A 19,437-nucleotide genomic window follows, 5' to 3' on the forward strand; every position below is an offset into this window, starting at 1 on the left:
GTGCCCGGTCGTGAAGATCCAGAACCCCCGGGACGCCGGGAGCGGTTCAGCACGGGTCCGATCCGCCAGGGGTGGCGCAGCCGCACGTCACCATATAGTTTTGTAATGCAACTCACTCTGGTAGGGGGCGGGCGGCGCCGTATCACCGACGAGTGACCGAGGTCGCTCGGGGAGCCGGGAGATCCGAATGGCGATGTCAGGGCAGCGGACCACCACGGGTGACTGGCGGTCGAGCGCCTGCATCCTGTGCGAGTGCAACTGCGGAGTCGAGATCCTGATCGGCGAGAACGGCCGGTCGTTCGACCGGGTCCGCGGGGACAGGCTCCACCCCTCGTCACAGGGGTACACCTGCAACAAGGCCCTGCGCCTCGACCACTACCAGAACGGCCGGACCGGCCGGATCACCCGGCCGCTGCGGCGCCGCCCGGACGGCACGTTCGAGGAGATCGACTGGGACACCGCGATCAGCGAGATCGCCGAACGCTTCAAGGGGATCCAGCAGGCGTACGGCGGAGAGTCGATCTTCTACTACGGCGGTGGTGGTCAGGGCAACCATCTGGGCGGGGCCTACTCGTCCGCCACGCTGGCGGCGTTCGGGGCGCGCTACCGCTCGAGCGCGCTGGCCCAGGAAAAGACGGGCGATTTCTGGGTGAGCGCCCGGATGCTCGGAGCGGCGCACCGGGCCGACATCGAGCACTGCGAGGTCGCGGTGTTCGTCGGCAAGAACCCGTACCAGTCGCACGGCTTCCCGCGGGCACGCTCGGTCCTCAAGGAGATCGCCAAGGATCCCGCCCGGTCCATGATCGTGATCGATCCGGTACACACCGAGAGCGCCGAGCTCGCCGACTTCCATCTGCAGGTACGGCCCGGCACGGACATCTATCTGCTCACCGCGCTGGCGGCGGTCCTGGTCCAGGAGGACCTGATCGCCACCGAATGGCTGACCGAGCACGCCGACGGGCTGGAGGCCGTACGGGCCGTCCTGGGCGGTGTGCCGGTCGACCGCTACTGCGAGGTCTCCGGGGTGCCGGAGGACCTGGTGCGGGCCGCCGCCCGCAGGATCGCCGGCGCCTCCTCCGTCGCGGTCCTGGAGGACCTCGGCGTGCAGATGAACAAGGACTCGACGCTGGTCAGCTACGTGGAGAAGCTGGTCTGGCTGCTCACCGGCAACCTGGGCAAGCGCGGGGCACAGTACGTCTTCTCCAGCCTGGTGCCCATCGCCCGGGACCGCGGGCTGCCGTCCGAGCAGGTCCGCAGGAGCCCGGTCGTCAAGGCCCCCATCATCAGCGGCCTGGTGCCCTGCAACGTCATCGCGGACGAGATCCTCACCGACCATCCCGCTCGTTACCGGGCCATGCTCGTCGAGAGCGGCAACCCCGCGCACTCGGTCGCCGACTCGGCCCGGATGCGCGAGGCCCTCCGGTCCCTGGAACTGGTCGTGGTCATCGACGTGGCGATGACCGAGACCGCCCGCCTCGCCGACTACGTGCTGCCGGCACCCACCCAGTACGAGAAGTACGAGGCGACCTTCTTCAACTTCGAGTTCCCACGCAACGTCTTCCACCTGCGCCACCCGGTCCTGGCGGCGCCGGACGGCGTCATGCCCGAGCCGGAGATCCACGCCCGCCTGGTCGAGGCCGCCGGAGCGCTCGGCGAAGCCGACTACGCCCCGCTCCGGGAGGCGGCGGCGCAGGGCCGTGCGCAGTTCGCCAAGGCCTTCCAGGAGACGGTCGCAGCCGAGCCTCGTCTCGCCAGGCTGGTCTCGGTGCTGCTGTACCGCACGCTCGGCCCGACCCTGCCCGGCGATGCCGCGGCCGCGGCCGTACTCTGGGCCGCCGCCCACCGGTGCGCCTTCGAGAACCCCGCCGGGGTGGCACGCGCCGGCCACGGTACGGGCCTGGAAGCCGGTGATCGCCTGTTCGACGCGATCCTCGCCGGACCGCACGGCGTGGTCATCACCGATGACGAGCAGGACGAGACGTGGACCCGGCTGAAGGGCCGCAGGATCCAGCTGGACCTCGCCGAGCTCCTCGCACAGGTCGCGGCCGTCGCCGACCGGCCGCTCCCGGAGCCCGAGGGGGACTGGCCGTACGTGCTGTCCGCGGGCGAACGCCGGCCCTTCACCGCCAACACGATCCTGCGCGATCCCGCCTGGCGCAAGCGCGACCCCGGCGGCGCCCTCCACATGAGCACCGCGGACGCGGAACGGCTCGGCGTGACCGCCGGCGACCGGGTACGGCTGACCACCCGGCGTGGCAGCGCCGAGGTCACCGTCGAGCCCACCGACCGGATGCGCCCGGGCCATCTGTCCCTGCCGAACGGGCTGGGCCTGTCGGTCCCCGGCCCGGACGGCACGCCGGTCGTCACCGGCATCGCGCCCAACGAGCTCACCGCCGCCGAGGACCGCGACGAGTGGGCGGGCACCCCGTGGCACAAGCACGTCCCCGCCCGGCTCGAGGTCCTGGAGCCGGCGGTGGCCCCGGGACGATGAGCCGGGTCCGTACGCGGGCTCCTCACCCGGTGGCCGACCGGGCGGTGCGGGCCGGCGAGAGCCGCTGGTAGCCGAGGGCGGCGAGACCGAACGCCAGGCCCCCGATCACGAAGAGCACGTCGGTCGCGCCGCCGGCGAACAACGCCCAGGCCGACGGATGCCCGGTCCCCATGACCTGTGCGGTCGTCAGCCCGGTGAGCCCCCGGGGCAGGATCCCGGTGGCGCGGCCCAGGCTGTCGGCCACGCCGATGAGCCCGCGTCCGCCGAGGAGCACGCACCCCGCCCACGCGGCGGAGACGAGCATCCAGCGCGGAATCCGGCGGCCCCACGGCCGGGCGAGGGCCACCGGCACCAGGATCCCGACGACGACCATGGTGAGGACGACCGCCGTGGACAGCTCCGCGAGGACACGCTCGGTCCCCTGGTGATCCGACGGCGTGGGGAACTCCAGGCCGGTGACGGCCCAGACGACATGCCAGGCGAGAAAGACCATCACCCACGTGAACGCCGCGTAGGCGGTCCTTCGGTTGACGCGCATACGGTCATCGGCGGTGCCGCCGCCCGCGCGCCACCTGAGCGGTGCCCGGCCGGCCCCTGCCGGGTGGGCGAACGATGGGGAGCGATCCCGGGAACTGTTCATGCCGACCACGATCGCCCGGACGGCGGCACCGCCGCCTCCCCTCGCCGGGCAGTCCGTACCCCCTGCCGGCGGGAGCCGGTCTCCTCCCCGGGAAGGAGCCCCGCCCTCCGGAACACCCGATGGTCAGTCGCAGCCCTCGAACTGGGGGACGTCGATGACGGACAGGTCCAGGCCGGTGCCGCCGAACCACTTCTGCATGAGCCTGCGGGCGGTGCCGTCCTGGTACATCCGGATGATGGCCCGGTTGAGGGCCTCGCACCCGTCCAGATCGCCCTTCCGTATGCCGATGCCGGTCCGCTGCTCGCCGAACTTGGCGTTGACCAGCCGCATGCCGCCCTCCCGTCGGATCAGGCCGACCAGGATCACGTCGTTGGTGGTGATGGCCTCCACGGCGCCGTTCCGCAGCATGGTCACGCACTGGTCGTAGTCCGCGGCCGGGACCACCACGGCGGCCACCTTCCGCCCCTCCACCACGCGTTCGGCCGTGTCGGAGCCCCGCACCGCGCAGATCCTGCGGCCTTTCAGATCTCGTACGCCCCGGATCCTCCGCTCGTCCGACCGCACCAGGATGTCCTGGTACGAGGCGTAGTACGGCCCGGCGAAGGCGACTCTGGTCTTACGTTCCGGGGTGACGGAGAAGGTCGCCAGGATCAGGTCCGCCCTGCCGGACAGCAGCAGCGGCTCCCGGTCGGCCGCGAGCGCCGGGACGAACCGGACGCGCGCTCCGAGCCGGCCGCCCAGATATCGGGCCACGTCGACGTCGAACCCCTCGAACGTGCCGTCCGGCAGCCGCAGGCCGAGCCCGGGCAGGTCCGGCCGGACCCCCACCACCAACGTCTCCTTGTCCACGATCGACAGCCGCGACATGCCGCACGCCATCGGGAACAGCGCGAGCAGCAGCATCACCACCAGCAACCGGGCACTCGGGAATCCGCCGGCACTCTGGCCCATTATTTGATCTTCGCGGTGATGGTCTGTACGAACTCGGGGAGGACGTCGTCGCGCCAGAACCAGGGGGCCGGAGCCGGTCTGCCCTTGAACGTCACGGTGGTCTGCCCGCCGACGGTGAACAGGAGCGGGCCCTTGCGGCAGAACCAGTCGCCCTGCGCCTGCCCGGTGATGGCACACTGATCCGCGCCCTTCGAGCCCTGGCCGGTGTCGACCGCCGGTGCGACACGCCGGTAGTAAGCGGCGATCAACGCGGGGTCGGCCACACTCTCGATACGGATCCAGAACTGGGTGGCATGGTAGACCTCGCCCGGCAGACGCATGCTGTAGAGGCACTGGCCGGATTCGGAGCGAGCACTCTCCCTCCACGAGGGGTCCGCGGCGAAATCCTTGATCGACACGCTGTGGATCCAGCGCCGCTCCTGCTCGATGTCCTTGACACCGGGGAAGATCGACTTGATCTCCTCCTCGTCCACGAAGGAGCACGCGTCCGGCCATTGGTTCGCGGCCAGGATCTTGCCGTCCTTGAGCGCGGGAAACGTGACTCCCGCACCCCGGGGTGCGGCCGTTCCGATCACCACATCGCCCTCTTTCAAGGGGTTCGTCCTGGTCAGCACCAATACCCCGGCGAAGATCGAGATCGGCAAAGTGATGATCAGCAGGAACGCCGGCAATACACAGGACCGGTTTGTCCGCATGGCCACTGATTCCCCCTAGGAGCCCGGATTATTGGTCGCTTTCGCCCCAGCCTGGCTGTGGGCGGATATGTCGGTGGGCGCTGCTACGGTCGCGCCCGTGACATTGCTGCGCAGTGCTGCGGAACCATTCCGAACCCGGCGAGCCCGCCGGACCCGCCGGCTCGATGCTCCGGGCAGAAAGCCGGGGGTCCACCGGACGGAACCGTCCTGATGACCATGCATGTGGCAAGCAGGCGTCGTTCGCCCGCGGCCATCGCGACGGCACATCCGGGCGCGGTGGTCATCGACGTCACCTCCAGGGCGCCGGAGCCCTGGGTGCGGCTGAGTCCCTTCTACCCTCACGGCGGCATCCCCGTTCCCTTCTCACCGGGCGCGGCGAGCCAGTCGGTCGAAGGCATCTGGCAGGCGCTGAAGGTGTTCGAGGCCGCCGACGTCGACCCGGCCAAGCGGACGAGCGGTAAGAGGAGCCCCGACATGCTGGAGCGCGACCGGACGACCGAGCCCTTCGACGAGCGGGAGGGGTTCCGGGACATCGTCGGGCTCCTGCCTGTCGAGCGCCGAGACGAACCCGCCGACTTCTGGGACATCGGAGAGCAGGAGGGCGCTCTGGAGACCCTGGTCTCCGCCCTGCTCGACTGCCGGGTGCCGATCACCGGACTCGCTCGCGCACGACTCGCCGCCCTCGCCGAGCAGTGGGGCACCTGGGACGTGCTCGCCGGTCCGCTGGCCTCCTGCGAGAGCGCGGCCGAGGACGCGCCGTTGCGGCTGGTCGAGCGCACCGACCGCGGCACGGCGGTGGAGGAGGAGCTGACCAGGGAGATCGGCCTCGGCCACCCGCTGACCGGTCTGGCGGCCGTCGCCTGGTTCACCTGCGGCCGCTGCGACGACGTCCTCATCCGGGTCCACGAGAACGAGCCCTGGGGCTTGTCGTTCACGGCCTCGCAGTACGCGATCACGCGTCCGACCTGGAGCGGCGGCGAAGAGCCGTACCCGCTGCCGACGACCGTCTTCTTCACCACCCCCTACGAGGCGATCGACACCCTCCTCGATCGCTGCCGCTGACCTCGATCGCTGCCGCTGAACCGCCCCGACGGCCCGGCCCATGCCGGCTGCACTCTGGAGGCGCTCGTGACCTCGTCCGGCATGCGGAAACGCGGTCGCCGCACTCGGCTCAGCTCACCGGGATGACGAAGATCCGGTCGTCGCCGGGCCGCGGGGTGAGGTGACCGTCCCGGTTGCTGGTGGTGACCCACAGCGATCCGTCGGCGGCCCGGGCGACCGCGCGCAAGCGCCCGTACGTGCCCTGGTAGTGGGCCACCGGGCGGCCCACCGAGCCCTCGGGAGTGAGCGGCACCTGCCACAGCCGCTCGCCGCGCAGCGCCGCGGCCCACAATGAGCCGTCCGCATAGGCCAGCCCGGACGGTGATGCCTCCGAGGTCGCCCAGGTCAGCAGCGGGTCGGTGTACTTGCCGCGGCCACCGACGCCCTCGACCTCGGGCCAGCCGTAGTTGTGGCCCGGCTCGATCCGGTTGATCTCGTCCAGGCGGTTCTGGCCGAACTCGGTGGCGTACATCCGCCCTTTGTCGTCCCAGGCCAGCCCCTGTACGTTGCGATGGCCGTAGGTCCAGACGCGGGTGCCGAACGGGTTGCCGGGCGCGGGCCTGCCCTCCGGAGTGACCCGGAGGATCTTGCCGCCCAGTGAGCCGCGGTTCTGGGCCAGCCCCTTCTCGCCGGTCTCCCCCGTCCCGGCGTACAGCATCTTGTCCGGGCCGAAGGCCAGCCGCCCGCCGTTGTGGATGGTGCCCTTCGGGATGCCGGTGACCAGGTTCTCCAGCCGCCCGATGCCGGTGCGGGTCAGGGCGAAGCGAACGATCCGGTTGTCCGAGGCGCTGGTGAAGTACACATAGACGAGGTGGTCGGCGTCGTAGGTGGGCGACACCGCAACCCCGAGCAGGCCGCCCTCACCGGCGGGCGCCACCCCGGGCACCGTGCCGAGCGGGAAGACCTTGCCCTGCGGGGTCACCCGTAGCAGCCGGGCGCTCTCGCGTTCGGTGACCAGGGCGTCGCCGCCCGGCAGGAACGCCACCGCCCACGGCACCTCGAGCCCGGTGGCCAGCTGCCGGGGCTGTCCGAGCCGGGCGGCGCCGGCCTGCCCGGTCGTACCGGGCCGCGCGGTCGTGGGCAGCGGAGCCGGTGTCCGCGCGGCGCCGTCGGATTCGGCCGAAGAGCAGCCTGCGGCCAGCAGTGTCACACCGGTCGCGATGGCGATGGTCAAGCGTCGTCTCATGAACTCACCCCTCGTCACTGTTACATACGAGCGGGGACGGGCTCGGGTTTCGCCGGCGCTCAGGCGTGACCGTACCGTTTTCGTCTGTGGACGGCCTCCGGTTGCGATCAGCAGGGCTGGGTGGTCACGGTCTGCCCGTTGCTCGCCGTCGACTCGTTTCCGGCCGCGTCGACCGCGGTGATCGTGATCAGCACCGGTCCGGGGTGATCGGCGTACGCCGCCGACCGGATCCAGGGCCGGTCACCGTGATCGTCAGTCCCGGTGAACACGACCGGACGCCGTCACGGTCGTGCGGCTCTCGTGCCGGGCCACGGTGCGCGGGTGCCCCGAGGGATGAAAGCTCGCGTCCCGGTCACCCCGAGCGCGCGCGGTCCTCCTCGATCCGGCGTACGAGATGTTCCGCCAGGTCACTGATGTCGATCACCAGCCGCTGGACGCGGGTGCCGTCGGTATCGGTGAAGGTGCACCGCTTCGGCTCGATCCAGATGTTCAGCCCACCACCCCGCGAGAGCGGGACGGTCACCAGGGACACGCCGCGCTCGTCCCGGTGGCCGACGCCCTCGGCTCCCCGCGCACTCAGCAGCGTGGCCAGGTGCCGGGCGGTACGGCCCGGCGGGGCGAACGATCCCGGGTCCGGCCAGGGGCCGGGCAGCCCGAAGGCGCTCCAGACCACTTTGCCGGGCTCCCGGCGCGGGCTCAGCCGGGCTCGGGACAGATGCGTGCCCCAGGCCTGCGCGACGGCGGCGACTATCCCGATCCCCTTGCCGTGCTCGTCCAGCAGTTCACCGTCGCCCACCCCGGGCCACTGATCGCGACCGGTGTCGAACACCGCCACCACCAGCTGCGGCGTCGGCGCGGTACGGGCCCAGACCCACAACTCGGCCGGGACCACCGGCTCGTACGATTCCGTACGCGTGCCGTGCAGCAGCGCGTTGGTCGCCTGCTCGCTGACGGCCAGAACCGCGGCGTCGATGAGCTCGGCGTCGAGGCCCAGCGTGGTCATGGTGGTACGAATCAGGGACCGGCTCGCCTGCGCGCAGCTCGGGTCCGGCGGCAGTTGCCAGGAGCAGACGCCGCCGGCGGCGATATCAGCAGCCTTACCAGTCACCATCCACCCCATTGTGACCCGCTCCCCAGAACCAATGAATTCCGTTGTTCCAGGTCACAGCCTGCATTGGTGACTTAGAGTTTCCATTGACTACAGAGCGATTAGAGACACCGACGATCGCGAGGCACCCCCCGTGAAGCTCAGAGAGTCCCGGATCCACGAGCGTCGATCTGGAACCTTATCGCCGTCCACCTGCACTCACTCCGGGTGAAGCGTGGATTCTCCTGCGCCCGGGTAGGCGAGATCACAAACGCCGCCCGGCAGACTGTCTCTCATTGGGAGGCGGGCCGACACCGGACTACGCGCGAGCGTTGTTCCGGTCGGCCGGATCGACAGATGTCGAGAGGCAGGTCGCCAAGCGAATGGAGCGCCAGCGCATCCTGACGAAAGACGATCCACCCTTGATCTGGGTCCTGCTCGCCGAGTCGGCCCTCGAATGGCGGGTGGGCGGCCCTGATGTCCAGCGAGAACAACTTCTCCGGCTGCTGGAGCTCTCCGAACTTCCGAACATCGCCCTGCGAGTGGTCCCCAAGACAATGGGCGCCCACCTGGGGCTCACCGGATCCTTCAAAATCATGAAAGTGCCGGACTCGATGACACCGACTGCGTGGAAGTGGCCCACGTCCTGGGGAACATCGGCATCCGCGACAGCAAGAACCCCGGTCTCGGACACCTCACCCTCCGGCCCGACCGCTTCTCGGCACTCCTCCACAGGATCAAGAACGACCACCTGTAAGGCGGGCCAGCTGAACGCCCACCCATGGCCGGGACCTCCACGGCCGCGGTAAAACGGATCACTACCTTCTGGAGCAGCGGCGCCAGGCCCGTTCCTGTAGCGCGAGGTCTGTAGCGCGAGACCCGTAGGGCCGGTCACGTCTTCCCGCGCATTTGCCCTGACCACTGATACGCGGCCTCGGGTCGTCGGGCTGTGCACAGGCCGCGCGGGAGTGGTCAGGGCAAAGCAAAGCGAGAAGCATCCACCACGGCCCAGTTCTGGACAGCCCCGCCTTGGCCGTGAACGGCACGGCCCGCCCAGGCCATGGCCCTCGCGCTCCGCACTGGCCATGAGTCGCGGTCCTGCCCTGGACAGCCCCGCCCTGGCCGTGATCGGTGTTGTGGCGGGCCCGACCAGGTACTCAGGCGGGATGAGTCGCCGGTCGAGTACGGCTACTCAGGCGCCGGCGGTTCCGCCCTGCGAGGGTCGGGACATGAGCACCTCTCCCCAGGTTCAGCCGAAGAGCACCACCGCGTTCTTCGTACAGGCGGTCATCTCGTTCGCCATCTCCAGCTTCGCCGTCGCCATCGGCGTCATCTACCTCCCGGTCAACGTCTGGGTGCGGGCCTTCCTCGCCCTGGGTCTCCTCTACGTCATCACCTCAACGTTCACCCTCGCCAAGTGCGTCCGCGACAAGCAGGAGAGTGACGCGGTCGTCAGCCGGGTCGACAAGGCCCGGCTGGACAAGCTGCTCGCCGAGCACGACCCCTTCCGGGTGGAGGGCATCTGACCAGCAGACCCGGAGACCCAGAGACCCGAGCTACGGTCGCCGGAAAATGCGTCGACGTCTGCGCGCCCGATCCGTACCATCTGAGCCATGTTCACCGCGGCCGGCATCCTCTCGCTCGCAGAGCTCGCAGCTCTGCCGGGCGCGGTGCCGGCTGCCGTCTCGGCAGCAGCACCCGCCGGCGGCCTGCGACTCTGACCCTCCTCCGTCCCGCCTTCGAGAACCCACGGAGGAGGGTGGTCGGCATTTCGGTTCTCCCGCAGGAAACGTAGCGAGGAGACATCATGGCCAAGCATCTGTACGAGCGCAGGAAGCCGCACCTCAACATCGGCACGATGGGTCACGTCGACCACGGCAAGACCACCCTCACCGCGGCGATCACCAAGGTGCTCGCCGAGCGGGGGCTGGCGACGTCCATCCCCTTCGAGGGCATCGACCGAGCCCCGGAGGAGCGTGACCGCGGCATCACCATCAACATCGCGCATGTCGAGTACGAGACCGCGACCAGGCACTACGCCCATGTGGACATGCCGGGTCACGCCGACTACGTCAAGAACATGATCACGGGTGCGGCCCAGATCGACGGGGCCGTGCTGGTCGTGTCCGCGCAGGACGGTGCGATGCCGCAGACCCGTGAGCACGTGGTGCTCGCCCGCCAGGTGGGCGTGCGGCACCTCGTGGTCGCCCTCAACAAGGCCGACATGGTCGAGGACACCGAGCTGCTCGACCTGGTCGAGCTGGAGGTCCGCGACCTGCTGACCGAGTACGGGTTCCCCGGCGAGGAGATCCCGGTCATCCGGGTCTCCGGGCTGCTGGCCCTGCAGGGCGACCCGTACTGGGCGGCCCGCATCGGTGACCTGCTCGACGCGATCGACGCGTACGTGCCGATCCCGGAGCGGATCACCGACCGGCCGTTCCTGATGCCGGTCGAGAACGTGCTGACCATCACCGGTCGCGGCACGGTCGTGACCGGGGTCGTCGGGCAGGGCTCGGTCCGGGTCGGCGACGCGGTCGAGGTGGTCGGCCTCGCGGAGGGCTTCGCCACGGTCTGCACCGGGCTGGAGACCTTCGGGCGGCGGATGGACCACGCCGAGGCCGGGGACAACACGGCGCTGCTGCTGCGCGGGGTCAAGCGCGACCAGGTCCGGCGCGGTCAGGTCATCGCCGCTCCGGGCTCGATCCGGCCGCACACCCGGTTCCAGGCCGAGGTCCGGGTGCTGACGGCCGACGAGGGCGGTCGCAGCCGGCCGTTCTTCACCGGCTACCGGCCGCAGTTCCACTTCCGGACGACCGATGTCGTCGGCGGGGTGGACCTGGGCGAGGGCGGCATGGCGCTGCCCGGTGACACCGTCGAGATGACGGTCGACCTGGGCAAGGCCGTGGCGATGACCGAGGGGCTGGGCTTCGCGATCCGCGAGGGCGGCCGTACGGTCGGCGCCGGCACCGTCCGGGCCCTGCTCGGCTGAGGGCCGCCCCCCACCGGCCCGACAACCTCCGTGATCATGCAATCAACCGACGAACGATTGCATGATCACGGAGGGGTGGGTGGGGTCTACACCTTGTCCCGGGGGCGGTAAACCTGCCAGGGCTCGTTGACCACATGGGGTCAGTCACCTATCTTCCGCCGCGAACCTGAGTCACATTCACGTTCGTACATCGTGTTCGTACCGGGTCACGAAGTTCGCCTCCGGGCCGGCGCGGATCACGGTCAGACGCGGTCGCGGGAGACGTGAATGCGGTGGATGTGCGCTGTGATGGCCGCCTTTCTCGTGATGTGCGGCCCGGTCGCCGCCGCTCGGGCCGGGTTCCCCCAGGGCCCGCCCAACGACCCGTCGTACGCCCCGGCCGAAGCCCCGGGTGAGTGCCGCAACGTGCCCGACGGGGAACAGCACAATCTCTACTCGTTCATGCCGCGCTGCACTCCGGGCGCCAGGGACCCGGAGAACGCCTCGGGCATGTCGGTGGACACCGCCTGGCGCGACTACACCACCGGCTCACCCGACGTGGTGATCGCCTATGTCGAGGGCGGCATCAACTGGCACAACGGCGACGCCGCCGAACTGGCCGACAAGGTCTATCTCAACACCGGAGAGCTGCCCAGGCCGGCGGGCTCGGCCGGGTACGACCGTGACGGCGACGGGGCGGTCACCGCGGCCGACTACGCCGCCGACCCCAAGGTGCGCGACGCCAACGGCAACGGCCGGATCGATCCGGAGGACCTGATCGTCGCGTTCTCCGACGGCACCGACGGCGACCACAACGGGTTCACCGACGACGTCGCGGGCTGGGACTTCTACGAGGGCCAGAACGACCCGGCCACCTACGACGCGACCTACGGCCACGCCAACGGGCAGATGAAGACGCTGGCGGCGCAGACCGACAACGGCGTCGGCGGTGCGGGGATCTGCCCCGAGTGCCGGATCCTGCCGATCCGGGCGGGCCAGGAGGCGCTCGACCGCACCGACGACCTCGCCCAGGCCTGGCTGTACGCGGCGCACATGGGCGCCAAGGTCATCGTCAGCACCACCGCGGACCTGGGGTACTCCTCGTACGCGCGCCAGGTCGTGGAGAAGCTGTGGCACGACGGTGTGGTCATCGTCGAGTCCAGCAACGACTTCGACTCCACCGACCACCAGGGCGGCATGTACTGGCCGCATGTGATCCCCGGCAACGGGGTCGTCGCCAACACGGTCGGCGTGCCCGCGCCGCTGGCCAACACGCTGACCACGACCTTCCGGACCCGGTCCGACCTGACCTCGTACGGCGCGAAGGCGATGTTCTCGGTGGCCACGACCGGCGGCTCCACCTCCGAGTCGACCCCCACGACCGGCGGCGTCTTCGGGCTGCTGATGTCGTACGGCCTGAAGACCGGCCCGGGGACGGGCCTGAAGACCGGCGGACCGCTGACCAACGCCGAGGCCGTACAGGTGCTGCGCGCCACCGCGAGCGACATCGACGACCCGTCGCTGCCCTGGCCGGGCAAGCCGGGCTGGGACCGACAGTACGGCTACGGACGACCCAACGTCACCAAGGCGCTGCGGGCGATCTCGCGGGGCGACGTGCCGCCGGTCGGCTGGATCTCCAGCCCCGACTGGTACGCCCTGTACGACCCGACCCGTACCTCCTCGGTCGAGGTCACCGGGCATGTCGCCGCGCCGCGCTCGCCCGGCTACCGCTACGAGCTCCAGTGGGCACCGGGCATCGAGCCCGCCGACTCCGACTTCCGCACGGGCGGCTCGGGCACCGGCACCTCGGCGTACGACGGCCGGATCGGCACGCTGGACCTGACGAAGGTGCCGCGCTCGGTGTGGGCCGCGCAGTACACCCAGTCGAAGGACAAGGCGCTGTCGGCCAGCGAGCAGTACACCGTGACGCTGCGGCTGCGAGTCTGGGACAAGGCCGGGCGCATGGGCGAGGAGCGCCGCGCCATCGCCGTCCACCACGACCCGTCGTGGCGGGCGGGCTTCCCGATCAGGACGGGGACCAGCGGAGAGAGCCAGCCGGCGCTGGCCGACCTGCAGGGCACCGGCCGGCAGGCGCTGGTCTACGGCGACGCGGACGGACGGGTGCACGCCCGTGACGCGGTGAGCGGCGCGGAGCTGCCGGGCTGGCCGGTGACCACCCGGCCGACCGTTCCCCAGCGCGCCTACCCCGGCATCGACCCCGGTCACGAGCCGGTGCTGGCGCCGGTGGCGATCGGCGACCTCACCCACCAGGGCAGGCTCGCGGTGGTCGTCACCAGCACGACGGGCCGCACCTACGCCTTCGACGCCGGCGGCAAGGCACTGTCCGGCTGGCCGAAGACGCTCGACACCGGCGTGACGAGACCACCGATCCCCCGGCCCGCGCTCGACTACACCCGGCTGCCCGCCCGGGGCGCGACCGCCGCTCCGGTGCTCGTCGACCTCGACGGCGACCACCGGCTCGACGTGGTCCAGGCGGGCTGGGACGGACGCCTGCACGCCTGGCGGCCGGACGGGTCGGACCTGCCCGGCTGGCCGGTCAAGGTGAGCATCGACGCGGCGCCGGCCGCCGGGTATGTGAAGATCAACGACCAGAAGCTGGACGCCACCCCCGCGGTGGCGGACCTGGACGGCGACGGCAAGCCGGAGATCGTCGTCCGCTCGCAGTACTCCGAGAGCAAGGGCGGCGGGGAACAGTTCTACGGCGCCAACCACGCCTTCGCCTACCACGCCGACGGCAGCCCCGTCGCGGGCTGGCCGGTGCGCATGTCGTCGATCATGACGTTCTACGGCAGTGCCCAGGAGTTCGTCACCGAGGCGGTCAACCAGCCGGTGGTGGCCGATGTGGACGGCGACGGCAAGGACGAGGTGGCCACCGGTCCGTCGTTCGCGCCGACCTACCTCATCTCCGGTACCGGCAGGATCCTCAAGAACTACGGGCCGCTGGAGAACCCGGCGGCCGGCCTGTCACCGAAGGCCGTCCTCAACGGCAACCTGCCGGTGGACATCCCGGCGTCCTTCACCACCACCGGCGCCTTCGGGCGCTTCGGGCTGTTCGGGCGGCTGGGCTACACCGAGGCGGGCTCGGGCGGCGTCTCGCTGGCGGCCGCCCTGCTCTTCCCCGGCAGCGGGGTCGGGGTCGGCAACTACGAGCGCGGCTACGACGCGGCCACCTCGCTGCCCGTGCCGGGATTCCCGAAGGCGCGGACCGGCCTGGGCTTCCTCGGCGCGCCGGTGGTCGCCGACGTCACCGGCGACGGAAAGGCCGAGGTCATCGACGGCGGGGACACCTCCACCCTGCACGCCTTCTCCCCCGGCGGCTCCGCCACCGGCACCACGGTGCACTTCACCGGCGGCTGGACGATCTGGTCCCCCACGACCGGCGACCTCGACGCGGACGGCAGGACCGACCTGGTGACCATGACCCGGGAGGGCTATCTGTTCGCGTGGTCCACCCCGGGCACGGCGGCGTCCAACACCGAATGGTGGACCTACCACCACGACGAGTGGCGCACCGGGCGCTACGGGCTGGACACCCGCCCGCCCGGCGTCCTGCGCCGTCCGGCCCGCCAGGGGACGGCGCTGACCTTCACCGCCCCGGGTGACGACTGGTACGCCGGCCGGGTCACCTCCTACCTGGTGACGGCCGGCGGCCGTACGACCACCGTCCCCGCCACCGTCCCCGCCGGCTCCGTCCAGACCCTGCCGGTGCCCGCCGGAGCCGTGACCGTGCAGGCCGTCGACGACGGCGGCAACCTGAGCCCGGCCCTGGCGGTGCCCTGAGGCGTGCGCCGCCGAAATGTTCGCCCCGAGATGTCCGCCCCTACGACTCCTCCGGCACCATCGTGATCGCACCGCTCGGGCACTCGGCGACGCAGAGCCCGCAACCCTTGCAGTAGTCGTAGTCGATCTCGAAACCCTTGCCCGCACCCAACTTGATCACGGCGTTGTCGGGGCAGACCCCGAAGCAGTTGTCGCACTCGAAGCAGTTGCCGCAGGAGAGGCAGCGGCGGGCCTCGAAGAGCGCGTTCGACTCGTCGAGGCCGCCCCGTACCTCGTCGAAGGTCGAGCCACGGCGGGCCAGGTCCAGCCGGGGGCGTTCGGTGGCGGGCGCGTCGGCGTAGTACCAGGTGTTGAGCAGGTCGAACCTGGCGGGTTCGGCCGGCTCGCCCTCCTCGTACGTCACCGAGCGCAGCCACGCGTCGATCCGGTGGGCCGCCCTCCTGCCGTGTCCGACCGCGACCGTGACGGTGCGTTCCGCGGGCACCATGTCACCGCCGGCGAAGATGCCGGGATGACCCGTCATGAGGTCGTCGCCGACCCGCACCGTGCCGCCGGCCCGCTGCACTCCGGGAATCCCGTCCAGCAGGGACAGGTCCGCCTCCTGGCCGAGCGCGAGCACCACCGAGTCGGCCGGCAGTTCCTCGAACTCCCCGGTGGGCTGCGGGAACCCCGAGTCGTCCAGCCGCATCTTCTCGATGGTGATCCGGTCGCCGTCCGCGTGCGCGATGGTGGACAGCCACTTCATCCGCACGCCCTCCTCCACCGCCTCCTCCACCTCGAAGTCGTGTGCGGGCATGCGCTCGCGGGTCCGGCGGTAGACGACGACCGCGTCGGTGGCGCCGAGCCTGCGGGCGGTGCGCGCGGCGTCCATGGCGGTGTTCCCGCCGCCGTACACCACGACGTGCCGGCCCAGCAGCGGCGGTTCCTCGCCCTCCATGCTGCGCAGCATGGAGACCGCGTCCAGGACTCGGGCACAGTCACCGGCCGGTATGTAGGCGCGCTTGCCGATCTGCGCGCCGACCGCGAGGAAGACCGCGTCGAAGCCGCCGTCGCGCATCTCGGCGAGCAGGTCGGTCACCTTCCGGCCCATTTCCAGGCGCACGCCCATGTCGGCGATGCGCCGCACCTCGGCGTCCAGGACCTCACGTGGCAGCCGGTAGCGCGGGATACCGAAGCGCATCATGCCACCGGGAGCCGTACCGGCGTCGGCGACCGTGACCGCGTGGCCCAGGCGGGTGAGGTGGTAGGCGGCGGACAGCCCGGCGGGACCGGCGCCGACCACCAGCACGCGTTTGCCCGAGGGCTCGGCCTCGACCGGCATGGTCCAGCCGCGCCGGATCGCCTCGTCGCCGAGGAAGGCCTCGACGGAGTTGATCCCCACGGCCGCGTCGAGCCGCGCCCGGTTGCAGGCCGTCTCGCACGGGTGGTAGCAGACCCGGCCCATCACCGCGGGAAACGGGTTGTCGACCATGATCCGCCGCCACGCGTCCTCGTACGACCCGTCCTCGGCGTGGAACAGCCACTGCTGGATGTTCTCCCCGGCGGGGCAGGCGCTGTTGCACGGCGGAAGCCGGTCCTGGTAGACGGGGCGTTCTGTCCGCCAGGCCCCGGTCTTGTTGGCCAGGCTCGACCCGACGTCGAGCGTGATCGCGAACGGCTTGTCCTTCATCGGGACTCCTCCTCGGCGGATCCGGGATCGAGGAGCCCGAACCGGCGGATGTTACGGTCGGCCATCGCCTGGATCCGCGCGATGACGTCGGTACGGGGCGGGTCGCCGAACAGGTGGGCATATCGTCCCTGCAGCTTCAGATACTCCTCGACGGCCACCCTGCGGCGGATCTTGGAGGCGCCCACCACCTCTCCGTGCTCGGCCTCGAAGACCGGGAACAGCCCGGACTCCTTGGCCAGCCGGGCCACCCGGATCGTGTCGCAGGACGCGCTGCCCCAGCCGAGCGGGCAGGGCACGAGGACGTGCAGGTAGCGCGCGCCCCGGAACTCCATGGCGCGCCGCACCTTGTACTCCAGGTCACGCAGGTCGGCGACGGTGGCGGTGGCCACGTAGGGGATCTCGTGCGCCATGGCGATCAGCGGCACGTTCTTGCCCTGCCCGAAGACGTTGCCGGGCTCCGCGCCGACCGCCTGCGTCGTCATGGTGCGGGCGGCGGGCGGCGTCGAACCGGAGCGCTGAACCCCGGTGTTCATGTACGCCTCGTTGTCGTAGCAGATGTACAGGACGTCGTCGTCGCGCTCGAACATGCCGGACAGGCAGGCGAAGCCGATGTCGACCGTGCCACCGTCGCCGCCCTGGGCGACCACCCGCACGTCGGTACGGCCCTTGACCTTCATCGCCGCGGCGACGCCGGAGGCCACCGCCGGCGCGTTGCCGAACAGCGAGTGGAGCCAGGGCACCTGCCAGGACGTCTCCGGGAAGGGGGTGGAGAACACCTCCAGGCAGCCGGTCGCGTTGACGGCCACCATCCGGTTGCCGGTCGCGCGCATCGCCGCGTCCAGCGCGTAGCGGGCGCCGAGCGCCTCACCACACCCCTGGCAGGCACGGTGCCCGGAGTTGAGCGAGTTCGTCCGCTCCATGTCCGCCTGAACGGACCGCCGGCCGGGTTCCAGCAGGCGGTTCCCGACCACGAAACTGCCGGTCTGGTAGAACCTGATGGGCTGTACTGGCATCTGTCTCACCCGATCCTGGCCGCGACGACGCCCACGTCGCGCAACATGTTCTCGGCGGTCGGCCCCGACCGGCGGGTCTCGCGGCGGCGCCGCAGCTCCCGCTCGACCAGCTCGCGGTCCAGGTCGAGGAAGGTCAGCGGTTCGAGCTCGTCCGCGACGGCGTCGGCGAAGAGCCGGTGCAGCGAGTCCTTGATGATGGCCCGGCCACCCAGGCCGGCGATGACGGTGTAGCCGTGCAACTGGATCCCGGACAGGGCCATCCTGACGTTGGCGGAGACGATCCCGCCGATACCGACGGCCAGCGCCTTCTCCAGCACGACGACCCGCCGCGCATGCCCCAGGGCCGCGCGCACCTGGTCGAGCGGGAAGGGCCGGAACGACGTGATGCCGACCACGCCGATCCGTGCCCCCTGGTCGCGCATCTCGTCGACGACGTCCTCGATCGTGCCGAGCACCGAGCCGAGCGCCACGACGACGGTCTCGGCGTCCTCGGAGCGATACGTGCTGATCAGCCCGCCCGACGACCGGCCGAACGCCTCCGCGAACGACGCCGCGACCGCCGGGATGAGCTCCAGGGCCTGCATCTGCCGGGCGTGCGCGAGGTAGCGGACCTCGGTGAAGGCCTCCGGCCCTACCATGGCCCCGATCGAGACGGGGTCGTCCGGGTCCAGGACCTGGCGCGGTACGTACGGCGGCAGGAACGCGTCGACCTGCTCCTGCGACGGCATGTCCACCCGCTCGCAGGCGTGCGTCAGGATGAAGCCGTCCATGCACACCATCACCGGCAGCGACAGCTCCTCGGCGATCTTGAATGCCTGAATGTGCAGGTCGAGTGCCTCCTGGTTGGTCTCCGCGTACAACTGGATCCAGCCCGAGTCGCGCTGCGACATGGAGTCGCTGTGGTCGTTCCAGATGTTGATCGGAGCGCCGATCGCCCGGTTGGCCACTGTCATCACGATGGGCAGCCCGAGCCCGGAGGCGTTGTAGAGCGCCTCCACCATGTAGAGCAGCCCCTGGCTCGCCGTGGCGGTGTAGGTGCGGGCGCCGGCGGCGGAGGCGCCGATGCCCACGGACATGGCGGCGAACTCCGACTCCACGTTGACGAACTCGCAGGGCGCGAGCTCACCGGACTTCACCAGCCGGCTGAGCGCCTCCACGATGTGCGTCTGCGGCGAGATGGGGTATGCGCAGATCACCTCGGGGCGGCACAGCGCCACCGCCCTGGCGACGGCACGCGAACCCTCGGTCTGCTCAAGCATCGGCCGACTCCCCTATCTCGGTACGTACGAACTCGAAGGCCTCGGCGGCGGCGGCGCTGTTGCGGTCGCCGACCGGGCCCGGGAACCTCGCGCGGATCGCCGCCTGTACGGACTCCAGCGAGATCACCGCGCTGATCGCGGAGAAGCCGCCGAGGAGCACCGCGTTGGGCACCGGGCGGCCCAGGTGCTTGCGGGCCAGCTCGGTCGCCGGCACCGTCAGCAGGCGCTCGCGGCGGAAGCTCCCGGCGAACTCCCCCAGCCCCAGGCCGCCGAATCCGCGGGCGGAGTTGATGAGGATGTACCCGTCCGGGCTCAACCCGCTGAAGAGGTCGACCTGGTGCAGCAGCGTGGCGTCCTGGACGATCAGGGCGTCCGGCCGCATGATCGGCTCCCGGACCCGGATCTCCTTGTCGTCGATCCGGCAGAAGGCCACGACCGGGGCGCCGGTGCGCTCCGAGCCGAAGGTGGGGAACGCCTGGGCGTACCGGCCCTCGAGGAACGCGGCGACCGACAGCAGCTCGGCCGCCGTGACCACTCCCTGGCCGCCTCGCCCATGGACGCGTACCTGGAACATCG

At 70.8% G+C, this 19,437-nt stretch carries 16 protein-coding genes and 1 pseudogene; 7 read left to right on the forward strand and 10 right to left on the reverse strand.

Annotation, left to right across the window (positions count from 1 at the left end; all coding sequences use genetic code 11):
- Positions 1 to 187 precede the first annotated feature (187 nt).
- Complete coding sequence (locus tag ACRYCC_RS38065) at positions 188 to 2,491, forward strand: molybdopterin-dependent oxidoreductase (protein ID WP_433818930.1); 2,304 nt, start codon at positions 188 to 190, stop codon at positions 2,489 to 2,491.
- 22 nt (positions 2,492 to 2,513) lie between these two features.
- Here the strand turns inward: ACRYCC_RS38065 and ACRYCC_RS38070 are convergent, their stop codons facing one another.
- The 3 genes from ACRYCC_RS38070 to ACRYCC_RS38080 all read right to left on the reverse strand — a co-directional run bounded on the left by ACRYCC_RS38070 (position 2,514) and on the right by ACRYCC_RS38080 (position 4,777).
- The gene (locus ACRYCC_RS38070) at positions 2,514 to 3,029 is read right to left on the reverse strand and encodes a hypothetical protein (protein WP_433818931.1); all 516 of its coding nucleotides are present in this window, start codon (positions 3,027 to 3,029) and stop codon (positions 2,514 to 2,516) included.
- Positions 3,030 to 3,254: 225 nt separating this feature from the next.
- The gene (locus tag ACRYCC_RS38075) at positions 3,255 to 4,082 is read right to left on the reverse strand and encodes a transporter substrate-binding domain-containing protein (protein WP_433818932.1); all 828 of its coding nucleotides are present in this window, start codon (positions 4,080 to 4,082) and stop codon (positions 3,255 to 3,257) included.
- On the reverse strand, positions 4,082 to 4,777 hold the full coding sequence (locus ACRYCC_RS38080; protein ID WP_433818933.1) for a hypothetical protein: 696 nt from the start codon (positions 4,775 to 4,777) through the stop codon (positions 4,082 to 4,084). Before ACRYCC_RS38080 ends, ACRYCC_RS38075 begins: the two co-directional genes overlap by 1 nt.
- A gap of 210 nt (positions 4,778 to 4,987) precedes the next feature.
- On the opposite strand from ACRYCC_RS38080, the gene ACRYCC_RS38085 reads away from it, so the two are divergent.
- The gene (locus tag ACRYCC_RS38085) at positions 4,988 to 5,839 is read left to right on the forward strand and encodes a DUF6939 family protein (RefSeq protein ID WP_433818934.1); all 852 of its coding nucleotides are present in this window, start codon (positions 4,988 to 4,990) and stop codon (positions 5,837 to 5,839) included.
- Between the two features lie 109 nt (positions 5,840 to 5,948).
- Here the strand turns inward: ACRYCC_RS38085 and ACRYCC_RS38090 are convergent, their stop codons facing one another.
- The 3 genes from ACRYCC_RS38090 to ACRYCC_RS38100 all read right to left on the reverse strand — a co-directional run bounded on the left by ACRYCC_RS38090 (position 5,949) and on the right by ACRYCC_RS38100 (position 8,175).
- On the reverse strand, positions 5,949 to 7,064 hold the full coding sequence (locus tag ACRYCC_RS38090) for a PQQ-dependent sugar dehydrogenase (RefSeq protein ID WP_433818935.1): 1,116 nt from the start codon (positions 7,062 to 7,064) through the stop codon (positions 5,949 to 5,951).
- Positions 7,065 to 7,171: 107 nt separating this feature from the next.
- Complete coding sequence (locus ACRYCC_RS38095) at positions 7,172 to 7,333, reverse strand: hypothetical protein (RefSeq protein ID WP_433818936.1); 162 nt, start codon at positions 7,331 to 7,333, stop codon at positions 7,172 to 7,174.
- A gap of 83 nt (positions 7,334 to 7,416) precedes the next feature.
- Positions 7,417 to 8,175, reverse strand: coding sequence for an ATP-binding protein (locus ACRYCC_RS38100; protein WP_433818937.1), 759 nt, complete (start codon positions 8,173 to 8,175; stop codon positions 7,417 to 7,419).
- Between the two features lie 308 nt (positions 8,176 to 8,483).
- Here ACRYCC_RS38100 and ACRYCC_RS38110 point away from each other — a divergent pair.
- From ACRYCC_RS38110 to ACRYCC_RS38130, 5 genes and pseudogenes are all read left to right on the forward strand, one after another.
- A pseudogene (locus ACRYCC_RS38110) lies at positions 8,484 to 8,711 on the forward strand (Scr1 family TA system antitoxin-like transcriptional regulator); the annotation flags it as partial.
- Between the two features lie 68 nt (positions 8,712 to 8,779).
- Positions 8,780 to 8,908 carry a DUF397 domain-containing protein gene (locus ACRYCC_RS38115; RefSeq protein ID WP_433818938.1) on the forward strand — a complete coding sequence of 43 codons (129 nt, stop codon included), beginning with the start codon at positions 8,780 to 8,782 and terminating at the stop codon, positions 8,906 to 8,908.
- 472 nt (positions 8,909 to 9,380) lie between these two features.
- A complete protein-coding gene (locus ACRYCC_RS38120) occupies positions 9,381 to 9,677 on the forward strand; it encodes a YiaA/YiaB family inner membrane protein (RefSeq protein WP_433818939.1) in 297 nt (98 codons plus the stop codon).
- Positions 9,678 to 9,958: 281 nt separating this feature from the next.
- The gene (gene tuf, locus ACRYCC_RS38125; protein ID WP_433818940.1) at positions 9,959 to 11,140 is read left to right on the forward strand and encodes an elongation factor Tu; all 1,182 of its coding nucleotides are present in this window, start codon (positions 9,959 to 9,961) and stop codon (positions 11,138 to 11,140) included.
- 288 nt (positions 11,141 to 11,428) lie between these two features.
- Entirely contained in the window at positions 11,429 to 14,920 is a 3,492-nt protein-coding gene (locus tag ACRYCC_RS38130; RefSeq protein ID WP_433818941.1) for an FG-GAP-like repeat-containing protein, read from the forward strand.
- Positions 14,921 to 14,960: 40 nt separating this feature from the next.
- On the opposite strand, the gene ACRYCC_RS38135 is transcribed toward ACRYCC_RS38130, so the two are convergent.
- From ACRYCC_RS38135 to ACRYCC_RS38150, 4 genes are read right to left on the reverse strand one after another with little or no spacing between them, the layout of a single operon-like run.
- Positions 14,961 to 16,589 carry an NAD(P)-binding protein gene (locus ACRYCC_RS38135; RefSeq protein WP_433818942.1) on the reverse strand — a complete coding sequence of 543 codons (1,629 nt, stop codon included), beginning with the start codon at positions 16,587 to 16,589 and terminating at the stop codon, positions 14,961 to 14,963.
- Positions 16,586 to 17,602: a thiamine pyrophosphate-dependent enzyme gene (locus ACRYCC_RS38140; protein ID WP_433818943.1), complete on the reverse strand. Its 1,017-nt coding sequence runs from the start codon at positions 17,600 to 17,602 to the stop codon at positions 16,586 to 16,588. The genes ACRYCC_RS38135 and ACRYCC_RS38140 overlap by 4 nt, the downstream gene beginning before the upstream one ends.
- Before the next feature lie 5 nt (positions 17,603 to 17,607).
- On the reverse strand, positions 17,608 to 18,861 hold the full coding sequence (locus ACRYCC_RS38145) for a transketolase C-terminal domain-containing protein (RefSeq protein WP_433818944.1): 1,254 nt from the start codon (positions 18,859 to 18,861) through the stop codon (positions 17,608 to 17,610).
- Positions 18,854 to 19,435 carry a 2-oxoacid:acceptor oxidoreductase family protein gene (locus ACRYCC_RS38150; RefSeq protein WP_433818945.1) on the reverse strand — a complete coding sequence of 194 codons (582 nt, stop codon included), beginning with the start codon at positions 19,433 to 19,435 and terminating at the stop codon, positions 18,854 to 18,856. Before ACRYCC_RS38150 ends, ACRYCC_RS38145 begins: the two co-directional genes overlap by 8 nt.
- Between the last annotated feature and the right edge of the window lie 2 nt (positions 19,436 to 19,437).

The organism is Actinomadura scrupuli, from assembly GCF_050971785.1.
Classification (GTDB): domain Bacteria; phylum Actinomycetota; class Actinomycetes; order Streptosporangiales; family Streptosporangiaceae; genus Actinomadura_E; species Actinomadura_E scrupuli.